Raw genomic sequence first — 23104 nt, 5'->3', positions numbered from 1 at the left:
CCCTTTTTATTGGAACGACACCGATGACTGCTCGCGCAGCGAACGCGGGCGCATGTCGATCCAGTGCTCGTTGATGTAATCCAGACAGACCTGGCGTTCGCCACGCATCCCCGCCTCGCTCCAGCCGCTGGCCATCGGCTTGCCCGCCGGCCACAGGGAATACTGACCCTGAGCGTTGATCACCACATCGAATTGCAGTTGTGCGTCATTCATGTCGTTCTCCTGTTGAACGGGATTGCAGTGTGGCCAGACTTCGCTCGAGCCCGGTGGCGAGTTGGTTGTATACGGCATGTCGCTGTTCATCGCTCCAAGCGCAGGCCCCGACGTAAACCCGCACGGACGCCCCGCAAATCTGCGCGCAGGTTTCTGCGTCGTCGTCCGCGAAGGCCCGAGCCGACACTTCGGCGTTGGCGCTGGCGTGGGCCTGGGCAAACGCCGTGGCAGCGGCCTCGGTATTCAATTGCGCGTAGTACTCGGCGAACGCCTCGGCATCGCCGAAGTGCTCGGCAATCATGGCGGCGTTGGCCGGTGCGAGGCCGTAGGTCATCGCACTGGCGTGGGCCTTGGCGTAAGCCGCGTCATAGGCGTAGGCCTTGCGATACAACGCCAGCAACACCGGTTTGAGCGCGGCCCGCCATTCACCCTGACGCCCGATCACGCCGAGCGCCGCTCGCTGGTGCAGGCTTTGCAAAGCGAGCAGCGCCTGCTGATGCTCCGGCAAGGCTTCGCAGAGCATCGGCATGACCACGTCGGCCTGCCAGAGATGAAACAGCTGAAACGGCACCTGTCCGCTGATTCGGCTCAAGTGCAGACGCAAGGCCTCGTCCGGTTCGGCTTCGCACAACACCTTGGTCAGAGCCAGCCACCATTGTGGCATCAAGATCGGTTCACTCATGGTGAAGGCTCATCCGTACCGATGACTTCGGCCAGCAACCGCGCCCAGCGGCCCGCCACGATGCCGTAGTGATCGGTGTCCAGGGTTTGCCAGCTGCGCAACTGCGGCAGCAAGGCCTGCCAGTTGCGTTGCAGGTCGTCCGGGTTCCAGTCGTTGCCCAGTCCGTAAGGATTGGCCTGCCCGGCGATGAACAGCCGCACCGCTGTGGTCGCCAGCGCTGGTGGCTGGAAGTCGATCATGCTGGTCATGTTGTTGCGGCAGCACACTGTCAGCCGTTGCAGATACGCCTGCCGTTCCTCGGCCATGCCCTGCCCTTCAACCGCCGGCCAGCGCTGGGCAAACTCGCGCTGGAACACCTGTTCGATGGTCTGTTCGTCGATGCCGGCCAACTCTGCACCGGCATCCGGCGCGGGTGGGTCGATCAGGTACAACAACGGTTGCCTGAACCCGTCAGCCTGGGCCTGGTGACACAAGGCCTGCGCCACCCATGCGCCGAAGGACCAGCCTGCCAGCCGCCAGGTGCTGCCGTGCGGAAGATGGGTCTTGATCGCCTCCAGATACCTGCGTGCACGTTCTTCCACGCTGATGCTCGGCAACTGCGGCAGACGCAACGCCGGGTCGGCGATCACGCACACGCCCAGTTCCGCCGGTAGCGCCGAGACCAGTTCCCGATAGGCCTGAACATCGCCGCCCACCGGATGAATCAGGTACAGCCAATCGCGGCCAGCACCGGCATGCCATTGATCGATCCGCACTGCGTCGTGCCAGCCCGGCAGTGTTACGCCGGGAGCCTCTTCAACCGTCGCGGTCGAGACCAGTCCCAGCACTTCGCTCAGGCTGACCTTGTGGCTGAATTGCGACAGTTGGAAAACCTCGCCGGTAGCGGCTTGCAGTTCGTCGATCAGGTCGAGCAGCGTCAGCGAATCCGCGCCCAGGTCGTACAGCGAATCGTCATCTTCCAGCTCGGCCACACCGAGCCACTTGCACAGACACTCATGCAAGCGCGCCGACAGATCGAAGCCCTTCGGCACCTCGACCGGTGCGGTCACGGCACCGTGACGAACCGGATAAAACCGCCGCGCCGTGTCGATGCCGGTGGTGGAGATCAACAGCTGCGGCAACTGCGTCGCCATTGCCAGATCGAATACTCGGCAGCCCTCTTCCGCCGACAGACCGACCGTCAGATGCTCCAGGTGCGCGGCGTCTCCGCCGTTACTGGTGGTGGCCATGCCGATGTCGCGCCAGATGTCCCAGTTGATCCCCAGGCGCAGGCAAGCGTCGGTCGCATTCGGACGATAGTGGGTGAAGCCGTCGAGCCCCCCGCTGGCCGCCGCGTAATCCAGATGTCCCGCGCCGCCGAACAGTGCCGACATCGACGAGCAGTACAGGACAAAACCCGGCGTCAGGTGTTCGATCAAGGCTTCGACCGCCAGCATGCCGCGAGTCTTGGCGGCCATGGCCTCGGCCATTTGCCGGGCATCGCGGTGGCGAATCAGGCTGCCCGCACCGACGCCCGCCGCATGAATCACACCACTCAGGCGACCGTAACGAACGGCCAGTTGATCTAGGATCTGCGGCCAGCGCGGCAGGTCGGCGATGTCTGCTTTGATGCAGTCGATCCGCGACGCGTACGCCGCCAGAGACGCCGGCAATTGCCCCTTGCGCGAAAGCAGCACCACACGGCGCGCGGGTGCCTGTAGCAGGTGTTCGCACAAGGTCTGGCCGATGCCGCCGCTGCCGCCGAGCACCAGAAACTTTCCATCTTCCGGTAAAAGAGACGTCGTTGCCGGGCCGGTCAATGGCTGAGGCAGCAAGCGTGGCTGCCACAGGTAACCGTCGCGCACTGCCATTCGCCGAGGCAACGACGAAGGATCGGCCAGCAATGCCGCCAGCGTAGCTGTCTGCGCATCGAGGCGTGACGCCGGCCAATCCAGCCAGTGGCAACGCACCGGGTATTCCTGCGGCACCACTTCGGTGATGCCGGCCAGCGCTGCCAGCTCGGGACGTCGCACTTCGCCGTCCACCGGGCACGCCTGCCATGACATCAACCACAGGCGCAGACGGGTCGTGCGCACGGTTTGTCCCCAGGCCTGCATCAGCGTGCTGACCGTGTCCAGACAGGCCCACTGCGCCAGATCCAGCGATTGCTCGTTGACCGCGCCCGACACCGCCAGCGGCAAGGCATGCAGCCAGTCGAGCTCGCCAAGGTCTGGTTCTGCAACTTCGGCGAGCAACCGGTTCAGGGCTTCGTTGTCCAGCGGATCCAGCTCGAAACGGTCCGGGTTCAAACGCTTGAAGCCGTTGCCGGCGCGCACATGAATCACGCGTCGGTATACAGCGTTCAAGCTCGTCAGCAAGGTCGATTCGGGCGCGTCATGGCTGCACAGGATCAGCACTTCACGGGATCCAGCCGTGGTTACTCCGCTCAGGCGCCGGGTGCGCACCCACTGTCGCTGGTGGAACCAGTCCGCCAGCGGTTGTCGCTCAAGGGCTGGCGCATCAGGTTGAGCAGCTACAGGCGTCTGGAAACGATACGTCTGAAGATCGAACGACGACGGCGGCAAATCCCAGGGCGGCGGTGCCGAGCGCTGCGGCCACTGGATATTCGTGCCTTCGTACCAGGCGTCCAGCAGTTCCTGCGGCGATTGATCGACGATTTTAAGTTGCGCGCCCGAAGCGGTGATTTCCTTGATCGAGGTTGGCTGCAACGGAATGTCGTCACCTGCCCGGCAGACCATCGCGAAGCGCCAGCGCAGTTGCCGGCGACCTGACTGCAAGTACCGTAGCAACGCGCTCTGCTGCTCCGGGTTCGCATGCAGGTATTCGCGAATCGTCGCGATATCGCGCAGCAACTCCGCTCGACTGTGGGCCGAAACCATCAGCAGCGGTAACGTTTCCTCGCCCCCTTCCTGCGCCGTGGGCGCCGCGCCGACGATGACATGCGCGTTGGTCCCGCCGATCCCGAAACTGCTGACACCCGCCAGTCGCCGCCGCCCTTGCGGCCATGGCCGGGACGTGGTCGGCACGTAAAACGGCGAATGCTCCAGATCAATCTGCGGGTTGATCCGGCCAAAACCGAGGTTCGGCGGCAGCACGCCATGGAACACCGCGAGGCTGGCGCGAATCAGCCCGACCACCCCCGCCGCCGCGCCCAGGTGACCGATCTGGCTTTTCACCGAAGCCAGCGCGCAATGGCCGGTTGGTGCGTCGCCGAAAGCCTTGGTCAACGCCGCGACTTCGATCGGATCGCCCAGCAAGGTGCCGGTGCCGTGGGCCTCGATGTAGCCGATGTCGGCACCGGTCAATCCGGCGCGGTTCAAGGCATCACGAATGACCGCGCTCTGCCCCGCCACCGACGGTGCGGTGTAACTCATCTTGGCCCGCCCGTCGTTGTTCAACGCCGAGCCTTCGAGCAACGCATAGATCCGGTCGCCATCGGCCCGCGCCTTGGCCAACGGTTTAAGCACCACCACGCCGTAACCACTGGCGCCGAGGGTGCCGCTGGCGTCGTCGCTGAACGGACGGCACAGACCGTCGGCAGAAAAGATGTGCTGCGAGCGATGCCGGTAGCCCTCGGTCAGGGTCAAGTCGATCAGCACCCCGGCCGCGAGCATCACGTCACTGTCGCCCTGACGCAGCATCGAACTGGCCAGGTGCACGGCGATCAATGAGCTGCCGCAAGCGGCTTGCACGCTGAGGGCCGGGCCGTTGAGGTCCAGGTGATACGCGGCCTTGGTCGCCAGAAAATCCTTGTCGTGGTGCAGCGCCAGCTGGAAGCCGTCCGGCAAATCGTCTTCGGCGGTTTCGCGCAGCATCTGCTGGAAGTAGGTGGTTTCGCCGCAGCTGGCGATCAGACCGATGCGCGGGCCGTCCGCCGACGGAACGATGGCCGCGTGTTGCAGGGCCTGCACGCACGCCATCAGCAGATGCCGCTGTTGCGGGTCCATCAGGCGCGCTTCCTGGCGGCTGATGCCGAAATACTCGGGATCGAAATCAAGCATGCCCGCCAGCTGACTGCGGGCGCCGACCAGCCCTTCTTCAGCGGCAAAGTGCTCGATGCCCAGCCCATTGCCTTGCACCATCGCCCAGAACTCGGACAGGTTCTGCGCCCCGGCCACGTTGACCGACATGCCGATGATCGCCATCGGCTGATGACCTGCATCGGTTTGCCGGACACGCTCCACCGCTGCCACCGGCGCGGTCGACAGGTGCGCCGCCAGACGCCGCACCGTGACGTGTTCGAACAGATCGGCCATCGTCACCTTGTGCGGCAACTCTTTGGCGTAACGGCCATGCAAACGCATCAGGCCGAGGCTGGTGGCGCCGGCCTCGAAGAAGGTCTGGTCCGGCTCGATGTCACGGCCGATGACAGCCTGGAACAACTCGCTCAGTTGTCGCTCCAGCGCACTCAATTGAACAACCGATTGTGGCGTGCTGCGCCGCTCCAACGCCTCGCCCAGATTCGGCAAGGCCTTGCGGTCGATCTTGCCGCTGGGGGTGCGTGGCCAGAGGTTGATCCGTCGGTACTCATCGATCCGCACATGGGCCGGCAGCAGCCGCGCAACCTGACGATCCAGTTGTTGCGACGTTGCAGGTTGGCCATCGAGTTGCAGCCAGGCGATCAGCCGTGGTGGACTGGCCTGAACCGCCACCACCGCGTTGACCACTTCCGGCACCTGCATCAGCGCCGCCTCGATCTGCCCCAGTTCCAGACGATGGCCGCTGAGTTTGATCTGCTGATCGTCACGTCCCAGATAATGCAGGCAGCCCTGGGCATCGGCCCACGCCAGATCGCCGGTGCGGTAGTACAAACAGCCGTCTGCCAGCTCGACAAACCGCGCAGCGTTCAGCGCAGGATCAGCCAGATAGCAACGGGCAACCATCGAGCCAGCGACCAGCAGATAGCCGCGACTGCCGATTGGCACCGGGCGGTCGTGTTCATCGACCAGCAGCAACCGCGCATTGCCGACGGCATGGCCGATCGGCGCACGCAACGGCCAGTCCCGCGCCACCGGCGGCAGGCGCAAGGCGCTGACCACGTGGGTTTCGGTCGGGCCATAGTGGTTGAACAACGAGGCATGCGGCATACCGCCGAACCAGTTGCGCAGCGCATCGGTGCAGAGCAATTGCTCGCCGGCCGTGATCACCTCACGCAGCGCCGACGGGTAAATGCCGCGGGCCACGGCGGTTTGCGCCAGATGCTGCAAGGCCACGTATGGCAGGAACAGGCGCTCGATCCGCGCCTTGACCATGTAATCCAGCAACGCCTCGGCATCCTGACGCCAGCGCGGCGTGATCAGGTGATAACAACCGCCCCCGCACAGGGTGCTGAAAATCTCCTGGAACGATACGTCGAACGACAGCATCGAGAACTGCAGCGTTACCGCTTTCGCCGGCAACTGACCTTCGGTGCGCTGCCATTGCAGCAGGTTGCACAGGGTTCGCTCGGACACTTGCACACCTTTGGGCGTGCCGGTGGATCCGGAGGTGAACAGCGTGTACAGCGGCCGTTCACCGGTGTGGCGTGGACGCTCGAACGCTTTGGCATCGGCGTGCAGATCGACCCGATGCGTGGCGAATCGTCCGGCGTTCAGATCATCAAGCGCCGCCACCGTCGTGTCGCTGAACAGCACACAATGCGGTTGCGCCTGCTCCAGCACCTGACGCTGGATCGCCACCGGATAAGCAGGATCCAGCGGCACGGCAGTCAGATTGAGTTTGGCCAGCGCCAGCAAGGTGACGATGTGTTCCACCGAGGCATCGAGAAACAGCACGACATGCAGCGGTGCGTCCCCGGCCGGCAATGGATGATGCTCGATCAGGGTGGCCGCCAGAGTATTGGCCAGCGCATTCAGCTCGCCGTAGGTGAGACGGCGCTGCCCTTGAACCAGCGCAACCGCCTCCGGCGTGCAATGCACTTGATGCTCGAATCCGTCCGCCAATGTGTTGAACGGCAGCGTCATCTGCGGGCCTTCGCTGGCCGGTGGCAGACTGCGTCGATACGCACCGAGGAAATCGTCGAGGTTGGCCGCCGGGCTTTCCAGCAACAGGTCCAGCCCTCGGCGGAACAGCGCGTTCACCGTCCGCATCTGTTCGGCATCAAAATAGCTGCACTGATATTCCCACCAGCATTCCAGTTGCGACCCGCTCCCCACCATCAACAACGTCAGCGGGCACTTGGCGTGCAACTGCTCGTTGAATTCCAGCGAGGCGCGCAGGTTCGAGTCGGCCAATGCGGCGTAATCGGTGTTCTCCAGCACAAACATGAAATCGAACAGCAACGGGCTCGACGACAGCCGCAGGTCTTCCACCAGATCCGCCAGCGCCACGTCCTGCAACGCCAGCACTTCGCGCACGGCGGTGGTCTGCTTGCACAACTGTTCGCCCAGGCACAATGCCTGCTCGACGGCAGTGGGGATCAGCACGGTGTTGGCAAACATGCCGACGGTGTCTTCGAACTCCGCCAGCGGCCGATTCGACACCGGGCTGGCGATCCGTGGCCGCTCGCACCCGGTCAGGGCATACAGGCTCCAGGCGAAGACACTGAACAGCACTTCGAAACGGGTCAGCCGCTGTTGAGTGCAAAAACGTTCAAGGGCTGCGCTGCGCAGGGTGCCCAAGGGTTCCCGGTGCAACCGGGCGTCCGGGCTGATTTCGCGCATCGGCATCAATGCAGGCGACGGTTCTTCCTGGCGGCGATGCAACTCGGCGAGTGCGCGGCGCTGGTCGCGATAATGCGGATCGACGCCCCACTGGCGCTGCCACTGGCCAAACTGCAGTGTCGTCAACCGGGCGGCCGGTTGCGGGCTGTCGCGGCCCTGCAGGACATCGGCGTAGAGCTGCGCCAGGTCGTCGAACAGCAGGTTCACCGACCAGCCATCGACGATGATGTGATGCAGGTTCAGCAACAAGCGGCAGCTGCCGTCGGCGAACGGCAACAGCCAGGCCTGAAACAGGTTGGGTGTGCTCAGGTCGAACGGCACGGCGAACACCAGCTCGGCGAAGGCCTGCCAGTTGTCTTCGGTGAAATGCCCGACCGCGAAGGTGCGACAGGCCGGACGCTGCTCGGCGATTACCTGATCGAGTCCATCGGCACCGGGCGCAAAAGCCGTGCGCAATCCAGGATGACGCTGCACCAGACGCCCAACGGCCTCGGCCAGTGCCGTGACTTCGATACCTGAAGCCAGATGCAGAATCAGCGGCACGCTATAGGCCATCGAGGTCGGCGAACGTTGCTGCAACAGCCACAAACGGTGCTGTTCGGCGGTGGCCGGCAGGCGTTTGGCGTTACTGATCGGTGGCGCAGGTGGGTAGATCGAATCGCCGTTCGTTTCACCGGTCAGTTGTTCGGCCAATGACGAGAAAGGCTCGTTGAGCAACGCGTCGAGAGTGATCTCGCGCTGCCAACGGACACGAATCGCCGAACGCAGGCGCATGGCCTTGAGCGAATCGCCGCCACTGCCCAGCCAGTCGTCCTGCGCGCTCAGGGCCGGTTGGCCGAGCAGCGAGCGGGCCTGACTCAGCAACCAGCCCAGCGCCAGTGACACGCTTTCGTTATCCGTAACCGCCAGGACTGGATGCCACGGCTTCAGCCCCTGCGCCAGCAACCCGTCGCGGTCGATTTTGCCATTGGCCGTCAGCGGCAGGCGCTCCACCAGGTACAACTGATGTGGCCGCATATACGGCGCCAGTTGTGTCCGCAGATGGTTTTCGAAGGCGTGATAGTCCAGATCCCCGCGCGGCACGATGAACGCCAGCAACTGATGATCCTCCGCCGCCTGACGTCGGGTGCAGACGTACACCTGCGCCACGCCCGGATACTCCAGCAGCCGTTGCTCCACCTCCCCCGGTTCGATCCGGAAGCCGCGAATCTTCACCTGCCGGTCGACCCGCCCCAGATACTCGATCAAGCCTTCGGCATTGCGCCGTACCAGATCACCGGTGCGGTAATGCACCTGCGCACCGCCGTCGAGATCGGGCAAGCGCACGAACTGGCGGGCGGTTTCTTCGGGCCGGTTGCGATAACCTCGAGCGACACCGCTGCCACTCAAATACAGCTCGCCCACCTCGCCCGCCGGCACCGGCCGTTGCTGCTCATCCAGCACCAACACGCCGGTATCCGGCAACGGTCGGCCAATCGGCGCCGAGTCACCGGCAAAGTCGCGGCTGATCGGCCAGCACAAGGCAAACGTGGTGCACTCGGTGGGGCCATAGACGTTGAAAATCCGGCAGCGGCTCTCAGGATTGGCCCGATACCATCCGCGCACGGCGGCAGCGCTGATCTGCTCACCGCCGATCAGCACCTGCCGCACGCTGGAAAAGCACGACGGCCACTCGGCAATCAACGTATTGAACAGCGACACCGTCATGAACAGATTGTCGACCCGGGTCCGCTCCAGCACTTCGGCCAGACGTCGCGCATCCAGCACGTCCTCGTCGGCGATCATCACGCAGCAACCGCCGTTGAGCAGCGGCGCCCACAGTTCGAAACTGCACGCATCGAACGCCGGGTTGGACAGGCAGGCGAAGCGGTCCATCGGACGAATCTCGATATAGCCGTCGCTGTGCGCCAGCCGCTGCAAGCCGCGTTCGCCAACCTCGACCGCTTTCGGCGTGCCGGTGGTGCCCGAGGTGTAGAACAGGAACATCACCTCGGCAAAATCTTCGGCCAGTGTTTGCGGCGGAGCGTCCGGCTGATCGAGCAAAGCCTCGACTCTGGTTTGCCATAGCGACGGCGACCACAACGGTTCTTCATCCAGGGTAATCAGGCCGACACACGCCGCATCCGCCAGCATCAATTCCCGACGTTTGCGCGGGCTGGCCCGATCCAGCGGCACCACCACCGCGCCGACTTTCAGCGCGCCGAGAATCGCCGCCAGCCATTGCCAGCAACGCGGCATGCACAACGCCAGCGACTGGCCGGGCTCGGTGCCGCGCGCCAGCAATCCTCGGGCGATGCGTTCACTGGCGCTGGCCAGTTCCGCGTAAGTCAGCGTGAGCGACTGATCGATCACCGCCGGGGCTTGCGGATTACGCCGCACTTGCTCGGCAAAACGCGTGAGCAACGGCATGTGATTGGACGCACTCATCATTTCGCCTCCTGCGCGTCGAAGCGTTGCAGCTCCCGACGGATGATTTGCGAGACCCGATGGATTTCCGCGCTTTCGAGCATGTCCCAGTGCCCGCCGCTGACCAGTTTCGCCAGATAGCCGTGACCCGCGCGGCGCCGCCAGAAGCCGCGCAGTTCATGCAACTGATGGCGGCTGAAATCTTCCCGCGCCTGGATCAGCACCACACGACCGGCGCGCGGCGCGCACGCATAGGCGGCCATGGCCAGCCGGTTGTGGTTATAGATGTTGAAGTAGCGTTCGACCTGAGCGTCTTCGATGCCGGGGTACATGCCGTTGAAACGCACCAGTTTGTCGCGGAACTCGGCCATGTCCACGGTGCCGATCTGCTCGCGGAAACCCGGGTCGTCGCTGCCCTGGGTGTCGAGCAGCACCACCGTCACCTGACGATGCCCCGCCGCCGACAACCGCCGCGCCATTTCATAGGCCACCAGACCGCCGAACGACAGTCCGGTAAGAATCAGCGGTTGCTGCGTCAGCGGTTCGATCTGGCGCAAGTAAGCCTCGGCCATCGCTTCGACCGTCGGTTCGGTGCGCTCCCCCGGATTCAGCCCCGGCGATTGCACCCCGTACACGCCGGTTTCATCCGGCAGCACTTTGGCCAGCGACAGGTAACAGAACGCCGTGCCGCCCGCCGGGTGTATACACACGACGTTGTGCTGGCCGCTGCCACGACGGAATTCGATCAGGTTGCTCTGGGCCAGCGCCGGATTCGCCCCGACCCGCAGCCAGCCGCCCAGCGCCTCGATGGTCGGGTAGCTGAGCACCACGCGCACCGGCACTTCGACCGCAAACTGCTGGCTGATTTCATGGGCCATCTTGATCGCGGCGATGGAGGTGCCGCCGACATTGAAGAAGTTGTCGCGAATGCCGATCTGCGGCGCCAGCAACAGGCTTTTCCAGATCTGGTACAGCGCCAGTTCGATGTGATCGCGCGGGCTGCTCAGGTTGACCTGACGGTTGACCATTTCTTCGTCCGCCAACGCTGTCAGCGCCGCACGGTCGACCTTGCCGTTGGCGGTCAGCGGCAGCGCGTCGAGCCACAGATAGCTGCCGGGGATCACCGCTCTGGGCAACGTCGTCGCCAGATGGGCGTGCACCGTGGCTTCGTCCACGGGCTCTGCCACCACGCAACAAGCTACCAGCCGCTGGTCCTGCGCCGCTTCGCCGACCATCAACACCACGGCGCTGCGGATACCGGGAAACGCTTCGAGCCGGGCTTCGATCTCGCCTAGCTCCAGGCGCACACCGCGCAACTTGACCTGAAAGTCGTTGCGACCGAGAAATTCCAGCTGACCATCCGGGCGATAACGCGCCAGATCGCCGCTGCGATAGAGCCGGTCCCCTGCCACAAAAGGGTTGTCGATAAAGCGCTCGGCACTGAGCTGCGCCAGCCCCAGATAACCCCGGGCCACGCCCACGCCGCCGATGTGCAGATGCCCGGTCACGCCCACTGGCACCGGCTCATCGCGGTCATCGAGTACGTAAAAACGGTTGTTGGAAATCGGCCGGCCGATCGGTATTTGCCGGGCCGGCACGTCGGCACCGGGCTCCAGGGTCCAGATGCTGTTGATCACCGTGGTTTCGGTCGGGCCGTAAACGTTGTGCAAACGCGCATGGGGCAGACGCTCCTGAAAACGCCGGGCCAGCGCTGGCGGCAGCTCACCGCCACCGCTGAACACATCGGTCAGCGACGCACACTGGCTGACCTCGTCGACCTCCAGAAACAGCTGCAACATCGCCGGCACGAACACCAGTGCCGTGACCTTCTGCTCGCGTACCTCGCGGGCCAGATACGCCGGTTCGTAATGCCCGCCAGGCCGCGCGATCACCAGCCGTCCGCCGGTTGCCAGCGGCCAGAAGGTCTCCCACGCCGAGGCATCAAAGCCGAACGGAATCTTGTGCAGCATCGCCCCCGCTTCGCCACAGACCTGCAAACACCACAGCAGAAGATTGCTCAAGCCCCGGTGCGTGACCATCGCGCCCTTGGGCAACCCGGTGGTGCCGGAGGTGTAGATCACGTAGGCGAGATGGTCAGGGTTAACCCCGACACTGCGCGGATCGAGATTGTCTGCAGGCAACGACGCCCAGCTCGCGGCATCTTTTTCGAGGTCGAGGATAGGCGCTTCCCAGTTCGAGCCTTGCACGGCCTGACGCAAGATTCCGTGCGCCGAACCGAGGGTCAGCAGCACCGCCGGCGTGCTGTCGCCGAGCATATGGCTCAGGCGCCCCAGCGGATAATCCGGATCCAGCGGCACGTAGGCGCCACCGGCCTTGAGCACCGCCAGCAGCGCCACCGGCAACTCCAGCGAACGCTCGATGCACACCGCCACGCGCACATCCGGGCCCACGCCCAAGGTGCGCAAATGCCGGGCCAGTCGGTTGGCCCGGGCATTGAGTTCGGCGTAGCTCAGCGACTCGCCCTCGAACACCACGGCGCAGGACTGAGGGTTGCTCGCGGCCTGCGCTTCGACCAGTTGATGCACGCAGGGCGCCGCTTGCGTCAGCGGCGCGGCGCGGTTGAAATCGACCAGCACCTGCTGACGCTCAGCTTCGTTCATCAACGGCAAGGCATTGATCGGTTGCTTGGCGTCGGCAGCGATCTGCTCGAGCATATGCCGATAGTGACCGCTCAGGCGTTGGATGGTCGCAACGTCATAGAGGTCCGTGTTGTATTCCACCAACAGGTCCAGCCGCCCCGCCCGCTCGACCCATTCGAACGCCAGATCGAACTTGGCCGTGGCGCTGCTGGTGCCGTACGGCGCCAGTTCCAGGCCAGGCATCTGCACCGCGTTGCCCGGCGTGTTCTGCAGCACCAGCATCACCTGGAACAACGGCGAATGACCGGGATCGCGTGACGGGTTGACCGCCTCGACCACGCGGTCGAACGGCACGTCCTGATGGGCGTGGACGTCGAGCATCTGGCCACGCACCTCACGCAACAGCTCGGCGAAGGTCTGCTGCGGATTCAGGTGCTGACGCAGCACCAGCGTATTGACGAAATGGCCGATCAGCGGCTCGACTTCCGGGCGATTGCGGTTGGCGAACGGCGTGCCGATGCACAGATCCTGTTGACCGCTGTGGCGCCACAGCAACACCGCCAACGCGCCCAGCAACACGTTGAACAACGTGCCCTGGGTCTGCCGGCCCAGCGCCGTGAGTTCGCGCAAGGTGCCGCCATCGACGGAGGAACTGAAAGTGGCGCCGACATAACGCTGCACCAATGGACGCGGCCGGTCGGCGGGCAAGGTCGACAATAGTGGCGCGTCGTCCAGGATGCGACGCCAGTAATCGAGCTGAGCGTCCAGCGCCGCACCGCCGACGCGCTGTTGCTGCCAGCAGGCGTAGTCGGCGTATTGCACCGGCAGCGGCGCAAGCGTCGGGATTTCGCCACGCAGATAATCGCCGTACAGCGTGGCGACTTCATGCAGGATCACGCCCATCGACCAGCCGTCGGCAATGATGTGATGCACGCTGTACAGCCACAGGTATTCGTCATCCGCCACGCGCAGCAGCGACGCCCGCAGCAATGGGCCGGAGGCCAGATCGAACGGCGACCGAGCGTCCTGTTCGACGGCGAATCGCACTTGTTGCTCACGTTCGTCGGCAGGCAACTGGCGCAGATCCGTCACCGACAACGACAGCGGCATCGACGGATGCACCACCTGACGCGGTTCACCGTCCACGCTGCAAAACGTCGTGCGCAGGACTTCGTGGCGGGCCACCAGTTGGTTGAGCGCCTGCTCCAGCTGCGCGACGTCCAACTGCCCTTTCAGCGTTACCGCCGTCGGCACGTTGTAGAACGGGTTGCCGGGCTCCAGTTGATCGAGAAACCACAGTTGCCGCTGCGAGAACGACAACGGCCAGGACGTATGCGCGCCGACACGGCGGGGAATCGCCGCGTCATCGTGCCCGCCGAGCAAGGCAATCAGTTCCTGTTTGTGACGCTTGAGTGCCTGGGTCAGTTCTTCGGTGAGAAACCCGCGCGGCGCCTTGCAGCGCAGCCTGTCACCGTCTACCTCGAGCACCACGCCATGGCGAGCGAACAACGCCAGCAATTGATCGGCATTCATACTTCGAACTCCTCCATGTCTTCGTCGTCCAGGCTGGCGGTCACAGGCTCGATGGCAAACGCCTCGACCGGCGCGCGGTGTTGTTCATCGGCCGTGCGCAGCCCGCCGATCATCGAGTAGATCAATTCATGGCTTGGCCCGAGGTCGAACAGCGCCGTCAGTTGCTGTTCCTCGACCGAGCCGATGCCGCACAGACCCAATCCATGCTCGACGGCGGTCATGCTCAGCAACTGCGCCATGGCGCCGCTTTCGATGTGGCAGAAGTCGCGGCTGCGCTCGCCATACAGCGGATGGATCGCCGCCATGTCGGCGATGAAAAACAGCGAGAACGCGGCGTTCTCGTACACCGGGCGGTTGACGAAATAGTCGTAGGTGTCCGGGTCGAGCAGTCCGCTCTGGAGGGCGAGCAAACGATGCTGGCGAGGATCGTAGTAATACGCGCCACCGGGCACGCCGAGCACGCGATCCGCTTTGACGTAGAGGTACGCTTGAATCGGATATAGGCCGCCCGCCGACGGGAACTGGTATTTCACCTCGCCGTCGAGTTGCCCCTGGGCCAGCGCCGCCAGTACATGGGCGAAAGCCTGGGTGGCGATCGGTTGCCGATCGTATTGGCGCACCGAGCGGTAATCGCTCAAACGCCGGGCGAAGGCCGGGTCTTGCGGCAGATCCAGCGCGAGGGCCGGCAGGGCTTGAGCAAACTCACGGCGCCCACGCTGTTCGGCTTTGAACTGCGCCCGCTGCTGTGGATCTTCGATGATGTCCTGCGGGGTCTCCGGCGTCTGCTGGACGTTGCCGAGCAATTCCTGACGCGCCCGGTTCTGGCGGTACATGCCGAGCAGATGCAGCAACGTCGGTTGGGCCAGCAGTTGCGCCACGTGCGGGCGGAACTGCAAGGCGCCGGACAAGGCGTTGCTGATCCTGACGATATCGATCGAAGTCGCGCCGAGGTTCAGCAGGTTGGCATTGGCGGCAATGGATTCACGCTTGAGCACGCCCTGCACGATTTCCACCAGCCGCTGCTCCTGCGGGCCCTCGACTTCCAGCGCCGGGCCTTGTTCCTCGATTTGCTCCGGTTCTGGCAGGCGCTTCTTGTCGACCTTGCCGTTGGACGACAACGGCCAGGCTTCGACGAAGGTGAACGACGTCGGAATCATGTACGCCGGCAGCTTGTCAGTCAGGTAGTCGGTGAAGTCACTGGCCTGCAACGCCGGATCGGCCTTGAGCACATAACCCGCCAGACGTTTCTCACCCAGCGTGCTGCCAAGAATCCGCACCACCGCGCTCTGCACGCCGGGATGGCGATTGAGCGCGGCTTCGATCTCGCCCAGCTCGATGCGATAGCCCTGCACCTTGACCTGATTGTCTTCGCGACCGAGGAATTCGATGTTGCCGTCCGGCAGCAAACAGCCGAGGTCGCCGGTGCGATACAGCCGTTCACCGGTCACTGGATGATTGAAGAAACTGCCGGCGCTGAGTTTTTCGTCGCGCCAGTAACCTTTTGCCAGACCGATGCCGCCGATGTACAGCTGCCCCGCGACCCAGGTCGGGCGCACTTGCAGCGCTTCATCCAGCACGTAGAAGCGCTGATGATCGAGGGCCTTGCCGTAGGGAATGCTGCGCCAGGCCGGGTCGACATGTTGCACCGGATAGCAGATCGACCAGATCGACGCTTCGGTGGCGCCGCCCAGGCTGATCAACTGCAACTCCGGCTGCAAGGCCCAGGCCCGTTCGGGCAAGGTCAGGGGAATCCAGTCGCCGGACAGCATCGCTACCCGCAGACTGGCAGGCAATGCGCCGCCCTCGCCCTCCACGTATTCGACCAGCATGCCGAGCAGCGCCGGCACCGAGTTCCACAGGCTGACCCGATGACGTTCGATCAACGCCAGCCAGTGCGCCGGATCAAGGGTCAGTTGCGGGTCGAGGATGACCACCGCCGCACCCACCGCCAACGTGCCGAAGAAGTCATAGACCGACAGGTCGAAACTCAGCGACGAGATCGCCAATACGCGGTCGTTCGGGCCGACGGCAAAGCGCCGGTTGATGTCGAGCAGCGTGTTGACCGCGCCGCGATGGTCGATCACCACGCCTTTGGGCTGGCCGGTGGAACCGGAGGTGTAGATCACGTAAGCGAGGTCGCTTTCGTTCACCTGCGCCGGTTGCAGTGGCAAGACGTCATTTGAGACTTCATCGGTCACCGCAATGGCTGTGACCTGCGCCGGCCATTCGATCTTGTCGAGCAGCGCCGGTTGGATCAGGGCCAGACTCGCCTCGGCCCGCTCAAGAATATGCCGCAGTCGCTCAGCGGGCTGAGTCGGTTCGATGGGCAGATAAGCGCCACCGGCATACAGAATCGCCAGGGTCGCGACCACTTGCTCCCAACCGCGCTCCATCACCACGGCGACCAACCGGTTCGGCAGCACACCCTGCGCTTGCAGTCGGGCGCCGAGTTGTCGGGCTTCGTTGCGCAGTTGCATGTAAGTCAGCTGTCGCGCGCCGATCACCGCCAGTGCATCCGGAGTGGCGAGGGCCTGGCGTTCGAACAGTTCGTGCATCAGCGGCAGCGTTTGCTGACGGTCAACCGGTGCCGGCAAGCGCACCTGCGGCAGCAGTTGTGGCGTGTTCGCACCCCAGGCTGCCGGCTCGCACAGGCTGTCGAGCAGCGTGTTATAGGCGCCGAACATCTGCTCGATCATGCCTTGCGGGAACAGCTCGTCGATGCTGTCCCAGTTGAACAACAGGCGTCCTTCCAGCTCCAGCAACGTGTGGTCGAGCCACACCTGCGGGGTCTGGGTGATGCTGTGCATGTGTTTGGCATTCAATGCGTCGGCCAGGTTGAACTCGGCCAGTTCCGGCGCGGCTTCCGACAGCGTGCTGTTGAACACGATCGGCATCGCCGTCTGCTGCACGCCCCGGGCCTGGGACAATTCACGCAGCACCCGCACGCCGCTGACCACCGAATGGTCGATGTCGCGCCACAGCTGTGCCTGCACGGCACGGGCCTTATCGGTGAAACTCTGCGAACCGTCGATGCCGACTTCCAGCAGCACCAGCGAGGTGAAGTCGCCGATGATTTCGTCGACATCCGGGTGCAGCGGCATACGATTGAACAGCGGCAGGCTCAGGGTGAAACGCGGCGTGCGGCTCCACAGCGCCAGCACTTCGCTGAAGGCGGTCAGGAGCATCACCGACGGCGTCACCGCAAACTGCTTGGCCACGGCTTTGAGCTGGGTCCACTGCGCCGCCGACATGTCGCGGTCGCGGCGGGTGAAGTGCGGGTTGGCGATGCTTTCCGGCTGGCGCACCAGCGGCAGGTCCGGCGCCGGGGCCAGAGTGGTCACCCGCTCGCGCCAGTAGCCCAGCGCCTGCTCGTAGCGGCGACCGTTGCGCAGTTGCTGTTCGGCCAGCACATAGTCGCGGAAAGTCAGGCCCGGTTCCGCCGGCTCCAGCGTCGGCTCGACGTAGAACGCCATGAGTTCGCGGGCGAGAATCTGCGTGCTCGCCGCGTCGACGATCAGGGCGTCGAGGCTGATGTGCAAATGAGTGATGCCGTCATCCAGCAGCGACAGGCTGAACTCGAACAGTGGCCAGCGACTCGCGTCCAGCACCTGATGGGACTGGCGTTCGCGGGTCGCCTCAAGGGTGCGTTGCGCCACTTCGGCGGGCAATCCGCGCAGGTCGCTGCGGGGCATGCGATAGGTCGGCACCTGCGCCAGCACCTGTTGCGTGCCGTCGCTCAGGAACACCACGCGCAGCATGTCGTGGCGCAGGATCATGCGATTCAGGGCTTGTTCGAAACGCTCGGCGTCGAATTCGGGAATGCGCAGTTCTTCGTAGCCGTGAGCGCTGACGCCGCCGAGGCTGACCGTCGCCTCGCGACCAAACCAGTAGGCTTGCTGGATATCGGTCAGAGGAAATGGTTCATGTCGATTACCGCGATCCGGTTCGATCTGGATGAACACCGGTCCAACACTCTGCTCTTCACGCGAAACCTGCGCCGCCAGATCCAGCAACACCGGCGTCTGGAACAGACTGCTCAGGGACAGTTGCGCGCCCATGCGCTGGTTGATCGCGTAGATCATCCGCGTCGCCAGCAGCGAATGGCCGCCGAGGTCGAAGAAGTTGTCGTGGATGCCGACCCGCTCGCACTTGAGCACTTCGGCCCAGATCTCGGCCATTTGCCGTTCAATGTCGTTGCGCGGCGCCTCGTAGGTCGCACCGGCGCTGCGTTCCGGTGCGGGCAGCGCCTGTCGGTCGAGCTTGCCGTTGCGGGTCAGCGGCAATTGCGAGAGCCGGACCCACGCACTCGGGATCATGTGTTCGGGCAACTGGCGTTGCAGTTCGGCGCGCAGGGATTCGCTGGTCGCGGTGCCGACCACGTAGGCCACCAGACGCTTGTCCCCGGCCACGTCTTCGCGCAGCAGCACGGCGGCTTCCTGCACACCGGGTTGTTGATGCAACAGGCTGTCGATCTCGCCGAGTTCGATGCGGAAGCCGCGCAGTTTCACCTGTTGGTCGATGCGTCCCAGGTACTGCACGTTGCCGTCGGCCTGGAACTTCGCGAGGTCGCCGCTGCGGTACATCCGCGCACCCGGTTCGTCGCTGAACGGATCCGGCAGGAAGCGTTCCGCGGTCAAGTCCGGGCGGTTCAGATAGCCACGGGCCAGACAGGCGCCGGCGATAAACAGCTCACCCGCCACGCCGACCGGGACCGGATTCAAATGTTCGTCCAGCACATAGAGCCGCGCATTGGCGACGGGACGGCCAATGGGCGGCGCGTCCGGCCAGGATTCGGCCTCGTTGCAATCAAGGCTGAACTGGCTGACCACATGGGTTTCGGTCGGGCCGTACTGGTTATGTAACTGCGCGCCACCGAGCCCACGGACAAACCCGCGCAGCTCGTCATTGATTTGCAGGGCTTCACCGGCGGTGATGATCTCGCAGCCGCCAGCCGGCATTGGGGCATCGGACTCGGTCAGGCCGGCGAGTTGCTGCAATACGGCGAACGGCAGGAACGCCCGTTGCACGCCTTCGGCCACCAGGGTCGGGCGCAGCGCGGCGAGGTCCTTGCGGCTGCCTTCGGTCATCAGCAACAGGCTGCCGCCCTGGCAGAGCGTGCTGCAGATTTCCTGAAATGAAACGTCGAAGTTCAGCGAGGCGAATTGCAGCACGCGCTGCGGTGCGTTGGCTTGATCGAGCTGCCAGGCGATCAGGTTGTCCAGCGCGCGACGGCTGTGGGCCACGCCTTTCGGGCGTCCGGTGGAGCCCGAGGTGTAGAGCACGTAGCCAAGGTGTTCCGGGCTCACCGTGACTTGCGGATCATCAGTCGGGTGTTGCGCCCATTGCGATACGTCAGTGTCCAGGCAGCAGATTTTCGTCGTCTCGCTGACAGGCAATCCGGCCAACAGACTCGACTGGGTCAGCAGCAAGGTCGGCGCCGCATCGCTGAACATGAACGCCAGCCGCTCGCTCGGGTAAGCCGGGTCGAACGGCACGTACGCCGCGCCAGCCTTGAGGATCGCCAGCAGGCCGATGACCATTTGCGGCGAGCGCTCCAGGCACAGACCGACGCGATGTTCAGGGCCGACGCCTTGGTCGATCAGATAATGCGCGAGGCGGTTGGCGGCGCGATTCAGGTCGCCGTAACTCAGTTGCTCGCGGTCGGCGAGCAGCGCCACGGCGTCGGGTGTTTGCCGTGCGAGATTTTCAAAACGCGTCACGCAATCGGGCAGCGATGCCGTATCCCGCGCAGTGCGGTTCCAGTCATGAACGATCTGCTGGTGTTGCTCGGCGCTCAGCAGCTTGATCCTGGCCATCGACTGCTGGCTGTCCTCGACCATCTGCGTCAGCACCCGACGCAGGTACTCGCCGAACTGCTCGACAGTACTGCGCTCGAACAGACCCGAGGCATATTCCAGACCGCCGACGATCTGTCCGTCTCGCTCATGGAGCGCCAGTTGCAGATCGAACTTGGCCACGTGATGACTGCTCTCGACCGGCGTAACGTCGAGCCCGGTCAGCAGCAGATCGGAATCCTGATCCTGCTCCCAGGCAAACAGCACCTGGAACAGCGGACTGTGGGCCAGACTGCGCGGCGGGTTGAGCAATTCCACCACTTGCTCGAACGGCAGGTGCTGATGCTCCTGAGCCTCCAGCGCCACCCGCCGCGCCTGTTGCAGCCATTGCGCCACCGACGGCGTGCCGGACTGAGTCATGCGCAGCGCGAGGGTGTTGACGAAGAAACCGATCAGCCCTTCCAGTTCCTGCTGCGGGCGGTTGGCCGATGGCACGCCGATCACCACATCGTTCTGCCCCGACAGGCGCGACAACAGCAGCGAAAAACCGGCCAACAGATTCATGAACAGCGTGGTGCCTTGCTGCATGCCCAGAGCTTTCAATCGCGCGGTCAAAGCTTCGTCGAAGACCAATGGGACAAAGCCCCCGAGGTAGTCCTGCACGGGCGGGCGCTTGTGATCGGTCGGCAATTCCAGCAATACCGGCGCGCCCGTGAGGGTTTCGCGCCAGTAACGGCTCTGCTGCTCCAGCACGTCGCCGGACAGCCATTGCTTTTGCCACACGGCGTAATCCACGTACTGCACTGGCAAGGGCGGTAGCGGATCGTCGCGATCCTGCAACGCCGCTGCGTACAGCTGACCCAGCTCGCGGGTGAGCACGCCCATCGACCAGCCATCGGAGATGATGTGATGCTGGGTCAGCAGCAACACATGGTCATCCGCTGCCAGCCGCATCAGGCTGACCCGCATCAGCGGGCCCCGGCTCAGGTCGAACGGTCGGGCGCCCTCCTCGTCGATCAAGCGGGTCAGGCGTTCTTGCGCATAGCCCCCCTGCACGTCAGTCACCATCAGCCGGATGCTGTGCGCCGGCGGCGAAACCAGTTGGCGCCCTTCCCCTTCAACGGCGACGAACGTCGTGCGCAGCGCAGCATGGCGCGCCACCAGTTGATTGAAGCTGCGTTCGAGTGCCGGTACGTCCAGCGAACCGCGCAAACGCAAGTTCAGCGGCATGTGATACGCCGCGTTGCCACCCTCCATTTGTGCCAGAAACCACAGGCGCTGCTGGGCAGACGACAACGTTTGCGCGCCCGTCCGTTCAAAGGCCGTGATAGCTGGGCGAGCCGCGGCCTGACTGGCTTGCAGCCGTTCGGCGAACTCTGCCAGAACCGGCGCTGCAAACAACGTCGAAGGCGCGACTTCCAGCCCCAGCGTGTGACGAACCTGCGCCAGCACGCGCATCACCAGCAGCGAGTGACCGCCAAGGGCAAAGAACTGATCCTGACGTCCGACCCGTTTGACGCCGAGCACATCGACCCAGATCGCGGCGAGCGCGGTTTCCAGCGGACCTTGGGGTGCCAGGTATTCCTGTTGATCAAACGCCTCGACGTCCGGCGCCGGCAGATTTGGCCGATCGACCTTGCCGTTGGCGGTCAGCGGCAACGCATCGAGACGCATGAAGGCGCTCGGCACCATGTAGTCCGGCAGGCTGATTTGCAGCTGTTCGCGCAGTGCGCGCGGGCTCAAGGGTGTGTCTGGTTTTTCGCAGTAGTAGGCGACCAGACGTGGCTCACCGGGACTGTCCTGACGTAGCAACACCACGCTTTCCCGCACACCGGGGATGTCCGCCAGCCGGGCTTCGATTTCCCCCAGTTCCAGACGCAGGCCGCGCAACTTGGCCTGTGAATCATTGCGACCGAGGAATTCCAGCTGCCCGTCGGCCCGATACCGCGCCAGGTCACCGGTGCGGTAAAGGCGTTCGCCCGCCACGAACGGGCTGTCGATGAAACGCTCGGCGGTCAGTTGCGGCAGGTTCAGATAACCGCGCGCCACGCCGACGCCACCGATGTAAAGCTCACCCGCGACGCCCTCGGCAACCGGTGCGCCATCGGCGTCGAACAGGTAAATCCGGGTATTGGGCAGTGCCCGGCCGATGGGCGCTATTGCGTCGATCTGGCTGCCTTCGGTGAACTCGAAACAAGTACTGTCGATGCTCGCTTCAGTCACGCCATAGGCCTGGACAATCTGCACCCGCTCACCGCAGAGCCTGCGCAATTGCCGCGCACTGTGGGCGGTCCAGATGTCCGAGCCGCAGACTACGGTGCGCAGGAACGACAGATCGTGGCCGGTCTCTTCGACCCACGCCAGCAGCGGATTGAGCAGCGCCGGCACGAAGTCGGCAAAACCGATATGCGCGTCGCGCATCAGGCGATACAGGGCCGGCGGGTCCATCAGGGTGTCCCGTGGGCACAGCACCAGCGTGCCGCCAAAACCCAGCGCACGGATCAGGTCGGCACTGAACACGTCGAAGGAAAAACCGGCCATTTGCAGGTGATTGACTGGCTCGCCCAATCCATAGAGCTGCGCCCAGTCGGCGCTCACGGCGACCAGTCCGCGATGCTCGACCATCACGCCTTTCGGGGTGCCGGTGGAGCCGGAGGTGTAGATCACGTAAGCCAGGTGTCGGGATGTCAGGCCGATTGCGTGAGGATCGGGGTTATCTGCCGGGAGCGAAGCCCAATCAGAGGCGTCGGCCAGATCCAATATCGCGGGTGCAGTCGCCGACTGTTCGAGCGTCGCCCGCAAAACATCGCGCGTCTGGCCGTGGGTCAGCACCACCGGCGGTGCGCTGTCGGCCAGCATGTGCGCCAGCCGCGCCTGCGGATAAGCCGGGTCCAGCGGCACATAGGCGCCGCCGGCCTTGAGCACCGCGAGCACGCCGACCAACATCTCCAGCGAACGCTCCAGACACAGCCCGACCCGCACGTCCGGCCCGACCCCGAGCTTGCGCAGGTGATGGGCCAACCGGTTGGCACGGGTGTTCAGGTCACGATAACTGAGCGCCTCCTGCCGCCAGCGCGCGGCGATGGCCTCGGGGTTGCGCAGCACCTGCGCTTCAAACAGACCGTGCACACAAAGGTCTGCATCGAACGGTTTCAAGGAGCAAACGTCGGGCTGCACGGGATTCGTCCCACGCAAGGAAGTGTTGTCGAGCAT

5 protein-coding genes are annotated in these 23104 nt (G+C 64.3%); all 5 read right to left on the bottom strand.

Going from position 1 to position 23104, the window contains the following annotated elements:
* Nucleotides 1-6: 6 nt before the first annotated feature.
* From IHQ43_RS12270 to IHQ43_RS12250, 5 genes are read right to left on the bottom strand one after another with little or no spacing between them, the layout of a single operon-like run.
* Nucleotides 7-213: an MbtH family protein gene (locus IHQ43_RS12270; protein WP_011333696.1), complete on the bottom strand. Its 207-nt coding sequence runs from the start codon at nt 211-213 to the stop codon at nt 7-9.
* Complete coding sequence (locus IHQ43_RS12265) at nt 206-895, bottom strand: hypothetical protein (RefSeq protein ID WP_192564564.1); 690 nt, start codon at nt 893-895, stop codon at nt 206-208. The genes IHQ43_RS12270 and IHQ43_RS12265 overlap by 8 nt, the downstream gene beginning before the upstream one ends.
* On the bottom strand, nt 892-9987 hold the full coding sequence (locus IHQ43_RS12260) for a hybrid non-ribosomal peptide synthetase/type I polyketide synthase (RefSeq protein ID WP_192564563.1): 9096 nt from the start codon (nt 9985-9987) through the stop codon (nt 892-894). Before IHQ43_RS12260 ends, IHQ43_RS12265 begins: the two co-directional genes overlap by 4 nt.
* Nucleotides 9984-14096 (bottom strand): non-ribosomal peptide synthetase, encoded by a 4113-nt coding sequence (locus IHQ43_RS12255; protein ID WP_192564562.1) that lies wholly within the window; start codon nt 14094-14096, stop codon nt 9984-9986. The genes IHQ43_RS12260 and IHQ43_RS12255 overlap by 4 nt, the downstream gene beginning before the upstream one ends.
* Entirely contained in the window at nt 14093-23104 is a 9012-nt protein-coding gene (locus IHQ43_RS12250; RefSeq protein WP_192564561.1) for a non-ribosomal peptide synthetase, read from the bottom strand. Before IHQ43_RS12250 ends, IHQ43_RS12255 begins: the two co-directional genes overlap by 4 nt.

Source organism: Pseudomonas gozinkensis, from assembly GCF_014863585.1.
Classification (GTDB): Bacteria; Pseudomonadota; Gammaproteobacteria; order Pseudomonadales; family Pseudomonadaceae; genus Aquipseudomonas; species Aquipseudomonas gozinkensis.
Note: the sequence above shows the minus strand (reverse complement) of the source record. Positions and strands in the feature narration are given on the sequence as shown.

Coding starts and splice junctions, on each gene's coding strand:
- IHQ43_RS12270 (WP_011333696.1), bottom strand. CDS start 213: ATGAATGACGCACAACTGCAATTCGATGTGGTGATCAACGCTCAGGGT.
- IHQ43_RS12265 (WP_192564564.1), bottom strand. CDS start 895: ATGAGTGAACCGATCTTGATGCCACAATGGTGGCTGGCTCTGACCAAG.
- IHQ43_RS12260 (WP_192564563.1), bottom strand. CDS start 9,987: ATGATGAGTGCGTCCAATCACATGCCGTTGCTCACGCGTTTTGCCGAG.
- IHQ43_RS12255 (WP_192564562.1), bottom strand. CDS start 14,096: ATGAATGCCGATCAATTGCTGGCGTTGTTCGCTCGCCATGGCGTGGTG.
- IHQ43_RS12250 (WP_192564561.1), bottom strand. CDS start 23,104: ATGCTCGACAACACTTCCTTGCGTGGGACGAATCCCGTGCAGCCCGAC.